Genomic DNA, 14653 nt, shown 5'->3' with positions numbered 1-14653 from the left:
GCCGCCCGCGCCGGCGAACAGGGCCGCGGCTTCGCGGTCGTCGCCACCGAGGTCCGCAACCTCGCCCAGCGCAGCGCCCAGGCCGCCAAGGAGATCAAGTCCCTGATCTCCGACTCGGTCGAAAAGGTCGACGAGGGCACCAAACTGGTCGACGCCTCCGGCAAGGCCCTGGAAGAGATCGTCGACTCGGTCAAGAAGGTCTCCGACATCATCGCCGAGATCGCCGCCGCCTCCGAGCAGCAGTCCACCGGACTCGACGAGATCAACAAGGCCGTCTCCCAGCTCGACGAGGTCACCCAGCAGAACGCCGCCCTGGTCGAGGAGGCCGCCTCCGCCTCCGAGTCCCTCGACGATCAGGCCCGCGAACTGCTCGAGCTGATGGCCTTCTTCAAGGGCTCGCGCAGCGAGGCCCCGGCCGCTCCGGCCGCGGCCACCCGCCCCGCCGGGCGCACCGAGGAAAACCGGGCACAGCGCCCGGCCGCCGCCGGCAGCACTCGTCCCGCCGCGAAGAAGGAAGAGGAGAAGAAGAAGCCGGCCCCGCGCGCCCGGACGCAGCAGAAGTCCGCCACCGCGGACAGCAGCGAAGAATGGGAAGAGTTCTGAGGCGCACCGGAGACCTTTGCTGAATGGGCCGTTTCGAGAGCCTGAGCGACCGCGATTTCCGGCGCGTCGCCCGCCTGATTGGCGAACGCACCGGGATCATGCTCAACGAGAGCAAGCGGGAGCTGGTCTACAGCCGCCTGGCACGGCGGCTGCGGGCGCTGGGCCTGGAACGCTTCGAGCAGTATCTCGACCGGGTCGAGGGTGGCGACGAGGCCGAGCTCGAAGAGTTCATCAATGCCCTCACCACCAACCTCACGGCATTCTTCCGCGAGCCGCATCACTTCGAGATGCTGGAGGGATCGGTGTTGCAGGAGATGCGCCGGGCCAACCCGGACGGGCCGCTGAAGATCTGGTCGGCCGGCTGCTCCACGGGAGAAGAGCCCTGGTCGATCGCGATGACCCTGGCCGACGCGACGGGCTCGACGGATGCGGCGCGCATCCTCGCGACCGACGTGGATTCGCGCGTGGTCGCGCATGCCGATGCCGGGATCTACGACGGCAGTCGCATCACCGGGATCGCGCGCGAACGCCAGCGGCGCTGGCTGCTGCGCGGCAAGGGCGCGCAGGACGGGAAGGTCCGGATCCGTGATGATCTGCGCTCGATGACACGCTTCCAGCAGCTCAACCTGTTCGACGAATGGCCGATCCGCGGTCCGCTGGACGCGATCTTCTGCCGCAACACGCTGATCTATTTCGACAAGCCGACCCAGAAGGAGCTGGTCGAACGGTTTGCGACCATCCTGCGCCCGGGTGGCTACCTGTTCATCGGCCACTCGGAGTCGCTGTACCGGGTGACCGACGCGTTCCGCCTGCTGGAACAGACGCTGTACCGGAGGGTTTCGCCATGAGCGCGCTGCCCGAGCTGCATGATGGTGCCTTCGCGCACATCAACCGCTACTGGGATCGCATGAACAATGCCCCGGCGGCCAAGCTGCTGCCCGGGGAATGCTATGTTTCGGTGTCCTCCGCGGAACTGATCACCACGGTGCTGGGCTCCTGCGTGTCGGCCTGCGTATGGTCGCCGAAGGCCGGCGTGGGCGGCATGAACCATTTCATGCTCCCGGAAGGCGAACGCGACAGCGGCTGGGGCCCGGCGGTTTCCAATGCCACGCGCTACGGCACCCACGCGATGGAGTTCCTGGTGAACGAGCTGCTCAAGCTGGGCGCCGAACGCGACGACCTGCGCATCAAGATGTTCGGGGGCGGGCGCGTAATGGCCGGCATGAGTGACGTGGGTGCACGGAACATCGCGTTTCTGCGCCGTTACGCGCGCGAGGAAGGGTTCGAGATTCTGGCCGAGGACGTGGGCGGCCCGTGGCCGCGCAAGGTCGTGTTCTTCCCCGCCTCGGGACGGGTGCGGCTGAAAAAGCTCGTATCCCTGCACAACAACACCCTGCTCGAACGCGAGCAGGACTACCGCCGCCGCCTCGAAGGCGAGGACGTGGCCGGCGACGTGGAGCTGTTTGAATGAGCACAACGCAGGCCCGCCCCATCCGCGTGATCGTGGTCGACGACTCGGCCCTGATCCGCAAGCTGCTGGCACGGATCCTCGACCAGGCACCGGATATCGAGGTGGTGGAAACCGCGGCCGATCCGTACGACGCCCGTGAGAAGATCAAGCAGCACGATCCGGACGTGCTCACCCTGGACGTGGAGATGCCGAAGATGGACGGCATCACCTTCCTGCGCAATCTGATGCGCCTGCGCCCCATGCCGGTGGTCATGGTCTCCTCGCTGACCGAAGCGGGAGCGGATGTCACCCTCCAGGCACTGGAGCTGGGGGCGGTGGATTTCGTGACCAAGCCGGGCACCGACGTGGCGCATGCCATGGAGGCCTACGCGGACGCCCTGATCGAGAAGATCCGGACCGCGTCACGCATCCGCGTGCAGGCTCGCAGCGCCCCGGCGGAAGCGCCCGCTCAGGTCACCCCGCCGGCGGCCACCGCCGGCGGGGGCCGCCGCTTTCGCACCACCGATCGCGTTATCGCACTGGGTGCTTCCACCGGAGGGACCGAGGCCCTCAAAGAGGTGCTGATGGGACTGCCGCCGGATGCGCCCGGAATCGTGATCACCCAGCACATCCCGGCAGGCTTCAGCCAGGCCTTCGCGGAGCGCATGGACCGCAGCACCGCACTACGGGTGAAGGAGGCCGAGGACGGAGACGTGGTGATGCCGGGGCACGTATTCGTGGCCCCCGGCACGGACTATCACCTGCGCCTGGAGCGGGACGGTGCGCGCTACGTCTGCCGGCTGGACGACCAGGGGCCGGTGAACCGGCACCGACCCAGCGTGGACGTACTGTTCGAATCCGCCGCGCAATCCGCCGGCTCCAACACCATGGCCGCGCTGTTGACGGGCATGGGCGACGACGGCGCCCGCGGGCTGCTGGCGCTGCGCGAGGCCGGCGCCCACACCATCGCCCAGGACGAAGCGACCAGCCTGGTCTGGGGCATGCCCGGCGAGGCCGTGGAACGCGGCGCGGCCGTACAGGTTCTGCCGCTGGGGCGCATTGCCGAGGCACTGCTGGACGATCATCGCGACACCAGCCGCGCCGGGGCCAACGGAGGAGACACGCCATGACCGACTGGAAACAACGACTGAGCCATCCGGCTCTGCAGCGCGGACTCGCGATCGCCCTGGTAGTGACCCTGCTCGCCGGCATCGCGGGCGTCTGGCTCGCCGGCGCGACCGCGGCTGCGACGTTGCTGGTCATCCCCCTGCTGCTGGGCGCGGCCATCGGGGCGGGGCTGTTTCTGGCCACTGACGGGCATGCGGAAACCGCCGCCGAGGATGATGCCGCGCGCGGCAGGGCCGACGGCGCGGAGTTGTCCGACGAAATCGACCAGGTCATGCGCTTCGAGCTGGGTCAGATCGAACAGGAGATCACCCGGCAGAAGGGACTGATCGAGGAGGCGGTGAAGGAACTGGGGGACAGCTTCAGCGACATGCACCAGATCGCCGAACGCCAGCAGGAACTGATGAGCTCCGATCTGTCCTCCACGAACAACGCGGGGGAAGACGGGAAATCCCAGCCGGAGATCCTGCGCGACCTGACCCGCCAGTCGGACGAGACCCTGCAGATGTTCATCGACACGCTGGTGGAAGTCAGTCGCCAGAGCGTGGAGAGCGCCCACCACATGGAAGACATGAACCAGCACATGGACGGGGTGTTCAAGCTGCTGGACAGTGCCGGCGAGATCGCCGACCAGACCAATCTGCTGGCGCTGAACGCGAGCATCGAGGCCGCACGGGCCGGCGAGGCCGGACGTGGCTTCGCGGTGGTGGCCGACGAGGTGCGCAACCTGTCGAAGCGCTCGGCCACCTTCCACGAGGACATCCGCAAGCAGATCGAGGAGGCGCGCCGGAGCATCCGCCAGGCGCACGACACGGTCCACGCCATGGCCTCGCGCGACATGAGCGACAGCATGGAAGAAAAGGAGCGCGTCGGCTCGCTGTTCGGATACGCCCGCCAGGCCACCGAGGAAATGGAAAACCGCCTGCAGGAAGAAGCGGAGCTGGCCGACCGCATGAACCAGGCGGTCGCCACCGCGGTTCGCTCGCTGCAGTTCGAGGACATCGCGCGTCAGTCCCTGGGCACCGCCGAAGACGCCCTGGCCCATCTGCACGAACTGCAGGGGATCCTCCACGAGGCAAGCTCCACCGACGATGCCCGCGCGATGGCCGAGCGGGTGCGCGCCTGGCGCGAGGATCGCCAGAACCGTCATCATCGCGCCGTGAATCAGGAAAACCTGGACACCGGCGACGTTGAACTCTTCTGACCCCCGGAAAAACTCCCGACGGAGACCGCATGAGCATCCAGACCCGCACATCGACGGACGGCAGCGAACTGCGCATCGCCATCCACGGCCGTTTCGATTTTGACCAGCATCAGGACTTCCGCAGCGCCTACCGCGACACCCGCGGCGCCGGCATGCGCTACGTCATCGACCTGTCGCAGACGGAGTACATGGACAGCTCCGCGCTGGGCATGCTGCTGCTGTTGCGGGAACACGCCGGCGGCGATAGTGCCGACGTGCGCATCGTCGGGGCGTCCGACGGGGTACGCAAGGTGCTCGACATCGCCAATTTCGGTCGCCTGTTCACCATCGAGTGACGTCCGTGAACGCCTCCTCCGAAAGCGTGCCGCTGGCGTCCGGCGAGGGGCGTGTGCTGATCGTCGACGACGACAAGCACAACCGGCGCCTGCTGAAGATGATGCTGACCGGCGCCGGCTACGACACCGAGGAGGCGACCGACGGCCACCAGGCCGTGGAGCAGGCACGCAACGCTCCCCCGGACCTGATCCTGATGGACGTGATGATGCCGGGGCTGGACGGCTTCGAGTCCACCCGGCAGATCAAGCACGAGTGCGGCGACCGTTTCATCCCGGTGATCATCCTGACCGCCCTGGATGACGAGGACTCCCTGCTGCAGGGTATCCGCGCCGGTGCCGATGATTTCCTCAACAAGCCCCTCAACCTCTCGGTGCTGCGCGCCAAGATCCACGCGATGGAGCGCCTGCGCGACCTGCATCACGGGCTGCGCGAGCGCAACGAGGCCCTGGCCCGGGCCCGGGCGCGCCAGGCATGGGAGGAAGAGACCGCGGAAAGCGTCTTGTCGCGGGCCATCACGGGCCGCAACGTGGGCGCGCAACGGCTGCGCGTATGCCAGTGGTCGGCGGCCACCTTCAGCGGCGACGTGGTGCTGTCGGACTTCACCCCGGACGGCGGCCTGCGGGTACTGGTGGGGGACTTCACCGGCCATGGCCTGGCTGCGGCCATCGGCACCTATCCGGTTTCGGAGACCTTCCATACGCTGACGCGCGAGGGCGTGGGCGACACCGAACTGGTCTTCGAGCTCAACCACGTGCTCCACGGCTTTCTGCCACCGTCGATGTTCATGGGCGCCGTGCTGATCACCTTTGAGCCCGACGGGCAGACCCTGACCGCCTGGAACGGCGGCCTGCCGGATGCCCTGCTGTGCGGCGGCGACGGACAACTGCGCAGCCTGCCCTCGCAGGCGATGCCGCTGGGGATCCTGCCCCGGCTGGAGCTGGACAGCGGCCCCCGGCGTCACGCCATCGCCGCCGACGAGACCCTGCTGATCGTCACCGACGGGGTTCTGGAAGAGGAAGGCACCACCGGTGAACCGTTCGGCGAGGCACGCCTGCATGGCTGTCTGTGCCATCCGGAGCGCCCACCGGAACGGATCGAACGGCTGGGCGATGCCCTGTCACGGCACATGGGGGATGCGTCACCGGCCGACGACATCACCGCGGTCGCGATCACCTGCGCCCCCGAGGTCGTGCTGGAAACCGGTCTCGCGGTACCCCCGGACACCACCGGCAACCGACGCTGGTCCATGGAGGCCGCCGGGGCCGAGCTGGCCCGCGTGGACGTCGCGGAAGAGGCCCGGCAGCAGCTCCGGCGCTGGTTCCCGGAGCCCGGCGAACACGTTCAGGCCCTGCAGACGGTGGTCGCCGAGCTCTGCAACAATGCCTTCGAACATGGCGTGCTGGGCCTGTCTTCCGAGATGAAGGCCACCGCGGAAGGCTTTGCCGAGTACTATCGCCTGCGCCAGGAAGGGCTCGAACGTCTGGAAGGGCGCATCGGCATCAGCCTGCGCTACCGCCGCACGGACGACTGGCACTGCGTGCGCATCCGTGTGCGCGACAGTGGCGCGGGCTTTGACCACCAACGGGTACGGCGGGCGCTGGAGGGCGAGAGCGACGAAAGGCTGTGGGGGCGCGGCCTTACCCTGGTGCACCGTCTTTGCCGGCAGATGCGGCACCTCGGGAGTGGCAATCTCGTGGAGGCCGAGTACGCCTGGATGGAACCACTCAGCGAGGAGCAGACATGACATCGACCACTCCGCAATCGGCCCTGATCACCGGCAATTCCAGCGGCCTGGGCCTCGGGCTCACCCGGGTCCTCGCCGCCGACGGCGCGGCGGTCTACGGCATGAGCCGCCGTGGCTGTCCGGACGACGGGGTCGCCGGCGACGTGCAGATCGACCTGGCGGACTTCGAGGCCATCCCGGAGGCCATGGACCGGCTGCTGCAGGGCGTTAACCGGCTGGACCTCGTGATCCTGAATGCCGGCCTGCTCGGACACATCCAGCGCATGCCGGATGCCCCGATGGAAGAACTGCGCCTGCTGATGGACGTGAACACGTTTGCCAACAAGGTGATCCTGGATCGTCTGCTGACGCGCGAGATCCCGGTCGGCCAGATCGTCGCCATCTCCTCGGGGGCGGCGGTGTTCGGCAACGCCGGCTGGAGCGGGTATTCGCTGTCCAAGGCCGCGCTGAACATGCTGATGCAGCTCTACTCGCACGAATTCCCCGGCGTGCCGGTGCACTCGCTGGCACCGGGTCTGATCGACACCGCGATGCAGGACTATCTGTGCGACGAGGCCGACAGCGAGACCTTCACTGCCCTGCAGCGGCTCAAGGCCGCACGCGGCACCCGCACCATGCCGGAACCGGAAACCGCGGCACGCGACATTTTCGACGTACTGCCACGGCTGCGCGAGCAGCCCTCCGGAAGCTTTGTCGATATCCGTGCACTCAACGACCCGGAAGAATACGCGCGCCTGACCGGTCGGCGTTGACAGAAAAACTTCATCACACCCCATTGGCTTTTGCCGGCGCAGGGGCGTATAGTCGAATACGTGATTCGCGGTAAGCAGCAACTCCAAGGAAGTCCCCAGTTTTCTGGACCAGTGCTCCCGTTGATCTGTTGGTAGCGTTCCGCAATCACGTTTCTTTAGTTACATGATGAGGTAAGTAGTTGTGAATACCGGTGTTGTTAAGTGGTTCAACGAGAGCAAGGGTTTCGGTTTCATCACCCCCGATGATGGCGGCAAGGACGTGTTCGTGCACTTCTCCGCGATCAACGGTTCGGGCTTCAAGACCCTGGCCGAAGGCCAGAAGGTTTCCTTCGAGATTCAGGAAACCGCCAAGGGTCTGGCCGCGGGTGACGTAACCGCGCTGTAAGACTGCCCGCACGGCGCGCCTCCGGGCGCGCTTCGGGAAGCAGAGGGCCGCCTTCGGGCGGCCCTTTTTTGTGCGCGCTCTCCGCGCACAAAAAGGCCCCGGCGCGAACGCCGGGGCCCGTTTGACGGCCGTAAAGCCCGCGGGGCTTACAGGCTGTAGTACATGTCGAACTCGATCGGATGGGTGGTCATGCGCATGCGCGTGACGTCTTCCATCTTCAGGTCGATGTAGGCATCGATCATGTCGTCGGTGAACACCCCGCCCTGGGTCAGGAACGCGCGGTCGGCGTCCAGCGCCTCCAGGGCCTGATCCAGCGAATGGCAGACCTGCGGGATGCCCTTCTCTTCTTCCGGCGGCAGGTCGTAGAGGTTCTTGTCCATCGCCTCGCCCGGGTGGATCTTGTTCTGGATGCCGTCGATGCCGGCCATCAGCATCGCGGCGAACGCCAGATACGGGTTGGCGGTGGAGTCCGGGAAGCGCAGCTCGATGCGGCGGGCCTTCGGGCTCATCACGAACGGGATGCGGATGGACGCCGAGCGGTTGCGCGCGGAGTAGGCCAGCATCACCGGCGCCTCGAAGCCCGGCACCAGACGCTTGTAGCTGTTGGTGGACGGGTTGGTGAAGGCGTTCAGCGCGCGGGCGTGCTTGATGATGCCGCCGATGTAGTAGAGAGCGGTTTCGGACAGACCGCCGTACAGGTCACCGGAGAACAGATTCTTGCCGTCCTTCGACAGCGACTGGTGCACGTGCATGCCGGAGCCGTTGTCGCCGACAATCGGCTTGGGCATGAAGGTGGCGGTCTTGCCGTGCATGTGGGCGACGTTCTGCACCACGTACTTGAGCATCTGCACTTCGTCGGACTTCTTGGTCAGGGTCGCCGGGCCGACGCCGATCTCGCACTGGCCGGCGGTCGCCACCTCGTGGTGATGCACTTCGGTCACCAGCCCCATCTCGGTCATCACTTCGCACATGGTGGAGCGGATGTCGTGCAGGCTGTCGACCGGCGGGACCGGGAAGTAGCCACCCTTCACGCCCGGGCGATGGCCGATGTTGCCGTCGTCATACACGCGCTCGGAGTTCCACGAGGCCTCCTGGGAATCCACGCGGCAGTAGGAGCCGGAGAGGTCGGAGCCCCACTTCACGTCGTCGAAGACAAAGAATTCGTTCTCCGGACCGAACAGCGCGGTGTCGGCGATGCCGGTGCTCTGCAGATAGGCCTCGGCGCGACGCGCCAGGGACCGCGGGCAGCGGTCATAGCCCTGCATGGTGGCCGGCTCCACGACATCGCAGCGGATGTTCATGGTCATGTCCTCGAAGAACGGATCGATGGCCGCGGACTCCGCGTCCGGCATCAGGATCATGTCGGACTCATTGATGCCCTTCCACCCGGAGATGGAGGAACCGTCGAACATCTTGCCTTCCTCGAAGGCGTCTTCGTCGAGGTCGTGGGCCGGCAGGGTCACATGCTGTTCCTTGCCCTTGGAATCGGTAAAACGGAAATCGACGAAGCGGACTTCCTGTTCCTTGATCTGCTTCAGCACTTCGGCTGCGGACATAGTGAGGACTCCTCTGGTCTTCAGTTTGAGACGGTCGATGCCGGTGCGGTCGTCAGAGGCCGAGCGGCGTCTGCCCGATGGTTATGCAGGTGGCGTGCCAGACCGAAAGCCCCGGTTCGGAGTGCCCTGACGCCCTTTTCCGCAGCGACGCCATCACGATCCGCACACCCGCAGTGCATAGAATGCACTATTGTGGTGCGTATACATCAAGCCCGCCCTCATTCGGTGCACGGCCGGTAGAGTATGGTCACCTGGCCCAGCACCGGCTTCAGCGCCGGGTGCTCGCGGAGCTGCCGGGTCAGCAGGTCCGCGCGCCCCTCAAGCCCTGTCCCCGACAGCCCGGGATCCAGGCGCAGGGTAACGGTGGCATGCACCCGCCCGCCCAGATAGTGCAGCGACAGGTGCTCCAAGGCCTCCAGCTCGGGGAAGCCGGACCAGGCTTCGCGCAGCCCGGCCACCAGCTCGGGGCGCAATGGCAGCCGCGAGCTGGCGGCCTGATCCTCGTCGTTTTCGGGATCCACGTGCACGGTTATATCGCAGACTGCGCCCGCATCCTCGGTCACCGCCTGATGGACCGCGTCAGCGATGCGGTGCCCCTCCGACACCGAGATCATCGGTGCGACCTGCACGTGCACGTCGGCCACGGCATCGTCGCCGGAGCGCCGGGTGCGCAGCATGTGGGCGTCCTTTACCCCCGGGACGTCCAGGATGGTGCGGTGGATTCGCTCGACCTCCTCCGGTTCCAGCGCGGTGTCGATGAGTTCCGCGGCGCTGCGCCAGACGAGGCGCCCGGCAATATGCAGGATGAAGCCGGCCACCACCAGCGCCGCGGCCGCGTCAAGCCACGGCCACCCCGCTACCGCACCGGCGACTGCCAGCAGGACAATGACGGAGGAGATCGCATCGGTACGGTGATGCCAGGCGTTGGCTTCCAGCATGCGCGACCCCAGGCGGCGCGCGACCCGATGCGTGTACTGGTACATGCCCTCCTTGGCCACCAGGGTAACCACGGCGAATGCGATGGCCAGCGGCGCCGGACCGGTCAGCTCTTCCGGCCCCAGCAGCCGGCTGCCCGCGCCCCAGGCAATGGCAACGCCGGCGAGAGCGAGAAAGACCCCCACAATAACGGTGGCGAGGGTTTCGATGCGGCCGTGACCATAGGGGTGATTGCGATCAGGGGAGGCGGCCGCATGCCCCGCCGCGACCAGCACCACGGCATCGGTGACCAGGTCCGAGACCGTATGCACGCCGTCGGCGATCAGCGCCTGCGAGTTCAGCAACCATCCGCTGGCCAGCTGGGTGACAGCCAGGCCGGAATTGACCGCAGCGCCGGTCAGCGTCACCCGCCGTGTATCACGATAGCGCGAGCCGTCGCGTGGATCGTCGGCTGAGTCGTCACTGTGCGTGGCCATCATCCCTCCGGGACGGATCAATCCGCTCATTATGGACCCGCCCGGCGGTGGCCGCACCCGGGCACGGGCCGATATACTGCCGCCCCTGATCCGCTCCGGACCCCCAGCGATGGCGAACGCAAGCGACCGAACCGAGACCGCGAGTCCCACCTTCCAGGACCTGATCCGCCGACTGCAGGATTACTGGAACGACCACGGCTGCGTGGTGATGCAGCCCTACGACATGGAGATGGGCGCCGGGACCTTCCACCCGGCGACCTTCCTGCGCTCGATCGGGCCGGAACCCTGGCGCGCCGCCTACGTACAGCCCAGCCGGCGCCCGACCGACGGGCGCTACGGCGACAATCCCAATCGCCTGCAGCACTACTACCAGTTCCAGGTGCTGCTGAAGCCCTCCCCGGCCGACATCCAGGACCTGTATCTCGGCTCGCTGGAGGCGCTGGGCTTCGACACGCTGACCCACGACGTCCGTTTCGTCGAGGACAACTGGGAGTCCCCGACCCTGGGCGCCTGGGGGCTGGGCTGGGAGGTCTGGCTGAACGGCATGGAGGTGACCCAGTTCACCTACTTCCAGCAGGTGGGCGGGATCGACTGCCACCCCGTCTCCGGCGAGATCACCTACGGGCTGGAGCGTCTGGCGATGTACCTGCAGGGCGTGGAGAGCGTCTACGACCTGGTCTGGACCGTCGGCCCGGACGGGCGCGCGGTCACCTACGGCGACGTCTACCACCAGAACGAGGTGGAACAGTCGAAGTACAACTTCGAGCACGCCGACCGCGATGCCCTGTTCGCCGCGTTCGACCACCATGCGGCGGAGAGCGACCGCATGATCGAGCTGGGCCTGCCGCTGCCGGCCTACGAGCAGATGCTGCGCGCCTCGCACAGCTTCAACCTGCTGGATGCGCGCGGGGCGATCTCGGTCACCGAGCGCCAGCGCTACATCCTGCGCGTGCGCGAGCTCTCCAGGAACGTCGCGCAGAAATACTATGAATCGCGCGAGGCCCTGGGCTTTCCACTGTGCGCCCCGGGCGACACCGGCAAGTCCGACGCCGCCTGACGCCACCCGACACCGGGGCATACCCCGAACCCGTGCCCGCCGCCGCCCCGAACGGGCGCGCGGGCCCACCGGAACCCGACTGGACCGAACATGGACGAAGCCCGCGAACTTCTGATCGAACTCGGCACCGAGGAACTGCCCCCCACCGCGCTGGCACGCCTGCGCGACGCCTTGGCCGAGGGCCTGACCACCCGCCTGCGCGACGCCGGGCTGGAACCCGGCGAGCCCGAGGCCTTCGCCACGCCCCGACGCCTGGCCGTGCGTTTCCCCGCGGTGCCTGGCCGCCAGCCCGACCAGCTGCAGGAACGCCGTGGCCCGGCCGTGGCCGCCGCCTTCGACGACCAGGGCCAGCCGACCCGCGCGGCGCAGGGCTTCGCCTCCTCCTGCGGGGTGGAAGTGGACCAGCTCGAGCGCGAGGACACCGGCAAGGGCGAATACCTGATCTTCCGCCGCATGCAGCCGGGGCAGGCCCTCGGCGAACTGCTGCCGGAGATGCTGGACGGCGCCCTGGAACACCTGCCCACGCCCAAGCGCATGCGCTGGGGCGAGAGCACCACGGAATTCGTGCGCCCGGTGCACTGGCTGGTGGTGCTGCACGGCACCGACGTCCTGCCGATGACGGTGCTGGAACAGGATGCCGGCCGCCACACGCGCGGCCACCGTTTCCACCACCCGGCCCCGCTGGAGCTCGCCAGCCCCGCGGACTACGCCGACAGGCTGCGCGCCGAGGGCCGCGTCGAGCCCTCGTTCGAGTCCCGTCGCGAACGCATCCTGGAGCAGGTCCACGCCACCGCCCGCGAGCTGGGCGGGCGCGCGCTGGTCGACCCGGACATGCTGGACGAGGTCACCGCACTGGTGGAGTGGCCGGTGGCCCTGGGCGGCAGCTTCGACCGGCGTTTCCTCGAGGTCCCGCAGGAGGCGCTGATCTCCACCATGCAGGACAACCAGAAATACTTCCCGGTGGTGGACGAGGCCGGCCGCCTGCAGCCGCATTTCATCGTCGTCAGCAACATCGAGTCGCGCGATCCCGAAGCAGTACGCGATGGCAACGAGCGCGTGCTGCGCCCGCGCTTCGCGGATGCCGAATTCTTCTGGGAGCAGGACCGCAAGCACCGCCTGGAAGAGCGCCTCGACGAGCTCGGCGCGGTGGTATTCGAGAAGCGCCTGGGCACCCTGCGCGACAAGTCGCAGCGCCTGGAAGCGCTGATGCAGCGCCTCGCCGGCCTGATGGACCTGGATGCGCAGCAGGCGGCGCGCGCCGCGCGGCTGTGCAAATGCGATCTACTGACCCGGATGGTGTTCGAGTTCACCGAACTGCAGGGCACCATGGGGCGCTACTACGCGCTGCACGACCGCGAGGACGAGGCCGTCGCCGACGCGATCGAGCAGCACTACTGGCCGCGCCAGTCCGGCTCCGAACTCCCGGACGGCCCGCTGGCCCAGGCCCTGGCGCTGGCCGACCGCCTCGACACCCTGGTCGGGATCTTCGCCATCGGCAAGCAGCCCAGCGGCACCAAGGACCCGTTCGCGCTGCGCCGGGCCGCGCTGGGGCTGGTGCGCATCCTGGTGGAGCGCGAACTCCCGCTGACCCTGACCCCGCTGCTCACCGCGGCCGCCGAGCCGATCCGCGAACGCGTGGCCGAGGCCGACCAGGCGGTGGACCCGGTGCGCGAATACATCGTCGAGCGCCTGCGCGGCTACCTGCTGGAACAGGGCCATGCCCACGAGACCATCGAGGCCGTGGGCGCGGTCGGCCCCGACCAGCCACTGGATTTCGCCCGGCGCGTGCGCGCGGTGTCGCAGTTCCGCGAACGCCCGGAGGCCGAGGCCCTGGCCGCGGCCAACAAGCGCATCCACAACCTGCTGCGCAAGGCCGGCGACGAGGCCGCCGGCACGCTGGAGCCCGACGCCCTGGTGGCCGACGAGGAACGCCGGCTGCACCAGGGTCTGCTGGCGGTGCGCCCGGCGGTGGACGCGGCGGTGGCCGACGGCGACTACGTGCGCGCCCTGGGCGAGCTCGCCGGCCTGCGCGAGCGCGTGGACCGCTTCTTCGACGGGGTGATGGTGATGGCCGAGGACCCCGCCGAACGCCGCAACCGCCTGGCGCTGCTGCGGGAACTGCGTCAGGCCTTCGAGACCGTGGCGGACATCGGGCGGCTGGCCACCGGCTGAAGGAGACGGGCGATGCGCTATCTGCGGGCACTCCTGTTTCAGGCGGGGCTGATCAGCTCGTCGCTGGTCTACGGCCTGATCATGCCGCTGCTGATCTGGCCGCTGTCCCATGAACGCCGCTACCGCGTCCTGATCCAGTGGGGCCGCTTCAACATCTGGTGGCTGCGGGTGACCTGCGGGGTGCGCTACCGGGTACGCGGCCTGGAACACGTGGACACCTCGCGCCCCCACGTGGTGATGTCCAAGCATCAGTCGGCGTGGGAGACGCTCGCGTTCGTGTCGATCTTCCCGCGCCAGACCTGGGTGCTCAAGCGCGAGCTGATGCGCATCCCGCTGTTTGGCTGGGCCCTGGCCATGCTCCAGCCGGTACCGATCGACCGCAGTGCCGGTCGCCAGGCCCTGGAGGGCCTGCTCCGGGAAGGCAAGAAGCGGCTGGACCAGGGCCTGTGGGTGATCGTGTTCCCCGAGGGCACGCGCGTAAATCCCGGGGAAAAGGGACGCTACCGTCAGGGCGGCGCGCAGCTCGCCGCGCGCGGCGGTTACCCGGTGCTGCCGGTGGCGCTGAACTCCGGTACATACTGGCCGCGGCACGGGATCCTGCGCCGCCCCGGGACCATCGAGGTCTCGGTGGGGCCGCCGATCGAGACGCAGGGTCGTTCGGCCGCCGAGGTGCTGGCGCAGACCGAGGACTGGATCGAAAGCGAGATGGCGCAACTGGAAGCCCGCGACGAGGCCTCCCCGCGGGAGCAGTAACCCGGCGGTCGGCGGCCCGACCATCCGACGATCCCCCGCCGGATTCCCGCCCAAATTGCGCACGGGGCCGCAAGCCCGCAATCTCCCCGGCTACACCCCAGAGG

14 protein-coding genes are annotated in these 14653 nt (G+C 67.9%); 12 read left to right on the top strand and 2 right to left on the bottom strand.

The features are described from left to right. From D577_RS13650 to D577_RS0110035, 9 genes are all read left to right on the top strand, one after another. Positions 1–603: methyl-accepting chemotaxis protein (locus D577_RS13650; RefSeq protein ID WP_018947355.1), on the top strand; the 603-nt coding region annotated here is incomplete at its 5' end. A 23-nt stretch (positions 604–626) separates the two neighbouring features. After that, positions 627–1451 carry a protein-glutamate O-methyltransferase CheR gene (locus D577_RS0110070; RefSeq protein WP_018947354.1) on the top strand — a complete coding sequence of 275 codons (825 nt, stop codon included), beginning with the start codon at positions 627–629 and terminating at the stop codon, positions 1449–1451. Beyond that, the gene (gene cheD / locus D577_RS0110065; RefSeq protein WP_018947353.1) at positions 1448–2074 is read left to right on the top strand and encodes a chemoreceptor glutamine deamidase CheD; all 627 of its coding nucleotides are present in this window, start codon (positions 1448–1450) and stop codon (positions 2072–2074) included. The genes D577_RS0110070 and cheD overlap by 4 nt, the downstream gene beginning before the upstream one ends. Then, positions 2071–3183: a chemotaxis response regulator protein-glutamate methylesterase gene (locus tag D577_RS0110060; RefSeq protein WP_018947352.1), complete on the top strand. Its 1113-nt coding sequence runs from the start codon at positions 2071–2073 to the stop codon at positions 3181–3183. Before cheD ends, D577_RS0110060 begins: the two co-directional genes overlap by 4 nt. Beyond that, the gene (locus D577_RS0110055) at positions 3180–4382 is read left to right on the top strand and encodes a methyl-accepting chemotaxis protein (protein WP_018947351.1); all 1203 of its coding nucleotides are present in this window, start codon (positions 3180–3182) and stop codon (positions 4380–4382) included. The genes D577_RS0110060 and D577_RS0110055 overlap by 4 nt, the downstream gene beginning before the upstream one ends. A gap of 29 nt (positions 4383–4411) precedes the next feature. Continuing rightward, positions 4412–4717 carry an STAS domain-containing protein gene (locus tag D577_RS0110050; RefSeq protein WP_018947350.1) on the top strand — a complete coding sequence of 102 codons (306 nt, stop codon included), beginning with the start codon at positions 4412–4414 and terminating at the stop codon, positions 4715–4717. A gap of 5 nt (positions 4718–4722) precedes the next feature. Beyond that, positions 4723–6462: a fused response regulator/phosphatase gene (locus D577_RS0110045; protein ID WP_018947349.1), complete on the top strand. Its 1740-nt coding sequence runs from the start codon at positions 4723–4725 to the stop codon at positions 6460–6462. Beyond that, positions 6459–7214: an SDR family NAD(P)-dependent oxidoreductase gene (locus D577_RS0110040; protein WP_018947348.1), complete on the top strand. Its 756-nt coding sequence runs from the start codon at positions 6459–6461 to the stop codon at positions 7212–7214. Before D577_RS0110045 ends, D577_RS0110040 begins: the two co-directional genes overlap by 4 nt. Positions 7215–7395: 181 nt before the next feature. Then, positions 7396–7599, top strand: a complete 204-nt coding sequence (locus tag D577_RS0110035) for a cold-shock protein (protein WP_018868787.1) — start codon at positions 7396–7398, stop codon at positions 7597–7599. Between the two features lie 146 nt (positions 7600–7745). Here the strand turns inward: D577_RS0110035 and glnA are convergent, their stop codons facing one another. Together glnA and D577_RS0110025 are read right to left on the bottom strand one after the other, a co-directional pair. Continuing rightward, positions 7746–9155 carry a glutamate--ammonia ligase gene (gene glnA, locus D577_RS0110030; RefSeq protein WP_018947347.1) on the bottom strand — a complete coding sequence of 470 codons (1410 nt, stop codon included), beginning with the start codon at positions 9153–9155 and terminating at the stop codon, positions 7746–7748. Between the two features lie 218 nt (positions 9156–9373). Continuing rightward, positions 9374–10570: a cation diffusion facilitator family transporter gene (locus tag D577_RS0110025; RefSeq protein ID WP_018947346.1), complete on the bottom strand. Its 1197-nt coding sequence runs from the start codon at positions 10568–10570 to the stop codon at positions 9374–9376. Between the two features lie 106 nt (positions 10571–10676). On the opposite strand from D577_RS0110025, the gene glyQ reads away from it, so the two are divergent. The 3 genes from glyQ to D577_RS0110010 all read left to right on the top strand — a co-directional run bounded on the left by glyQ (position 10677) and on the right by D577_RS0110010 (position 14549). Next, a complete protein-coding gene (glyQ, locus tag D577_RS0110020; protein WP_018936517.1) occupies positions 10677–11624 on the top strand; it encodes a glycine--tRNA ligase subunit alpha in 948 nt (315 codons plus the stop codon). 90 nt (positions 11625–11714) lie between these two features. Next, entirely contained in the window at positions 11715–13796 is a 2082-nt protein-coding gene (gene glyS, locus D577_RS0110015) for a glycine--tRNA ligase subunit beta (protein ID WP_018947345.1), read from the top strand. Positions 13797–13808: 12 nt separating this feature from the next. After that, positions 13809–14549, top strand: coding sequence for a 1-acyl-sn-glycerol-3-phosphate acyltransferase (locus D577_RS0110010; RefSeq protein ID WP_018947344.1), 741 nt, complete (start codon positions 13809–13811; stop codon positions 14547–14549). Positions 14550–14653: the final 104 nt, after the last annotated feature.

The organism is Thioalkalivibrio sp. AKL17, assembly GCF_000377885.1.
Classification (GTDB): Bacteria; Pseudomonadota; Gammaproteobacteria; order Ectothiorhodospirales; family Ectothiorhodospiraceae; genus Thioalkalivibrio; species Thioalkalivibrio halophilus.
Note: the sequence above shows the minus strand (reverse complement) of the source record. Positions and strands in the feature narration are given on the sequence as shown.

What these genes read in the sequence shown, in the direction of transcription:
- D577_RS0110070 (WP_018947354.1), top strand. Translation starts at nt 627, where the DNA reads ATGGGCCGTTTCGAGAGCCTGAGCGACCGCGATTTCCGGCGCGTCGCC.
- cheD (WP_018947353.1), top strand. Translation starts at nt 1,448, where the DNA reads ATGAGCGCGCTGCCCGAGCTGCATGATGGTGCCTTCGCGCACATCAAC.
- D577_RS0110060 (WP_018947352.1), top strand. Translation starts at nt 2,071, where the DNA reads ATGAGCACAACGCAGGCCCGCCCCATCCGCGTGATCGTGGTCGACGAC.
- D577_RS0110055 (WP_018947351.1), top strand. Translation starts at nt 3,180, where the DNA reads ATGACCGACTGGAAACAACGACTGAGCCATCCGGCTCTGCAGCGCGGA.
- D577_RS0110050 (WP_018947350.1), top strand. Translation starts at nt 4,412, where the DNA reads ATGAGCATCCAGACCCGCACATCGACGGACGGCAGCGAACTGCGCATC.
- D577_RS0110040 (WP_018947348.1), top strand. Translation starts at nt 6,459, where the DNA reads ATGACATCGACCACTCCGCAATCGGCCCTGATCACCGGCAATTCCAGC.
- glnA (WP_018947347.1), bottom strand. Translation starts at nt 9,155, where the DNA reads ATGTCCGCAGCCGAAGTGCTGAAGCAGATCAAGGAACAGGAAGTCCGC.
- D577_RS0110025 (WP_018947346.1), bottom strand. Translation starts at nt 10,570, where the DNA reads ATGATGGCCACGCACAGTGACGACTCAGCCGACGATCCACGCGACGGC.
- glyQ (WP_018936517.1), top strand. Translation starts at nt 10,677, where the DNA reads ATGGCGAACGCAAGCGACCGAACCGAGACCGCGAGTCCCACCTTCCAG.
- glyS (WP_018947345.1), top strand. Translation starts at nt 11,715, where the DNA reads ATGGACGAAGCCCGCGAACTTCTGATCGAACTCGGCACCGAGGAACTG.
- D577_RS0110010 (WP_018947344.1), top strand. Translation starts at nt 13,809, where the DNA reads ATGCGCTATCTGCGGGCACTCCTGTTTCAGGCGGGGCTGATCAGCTCG.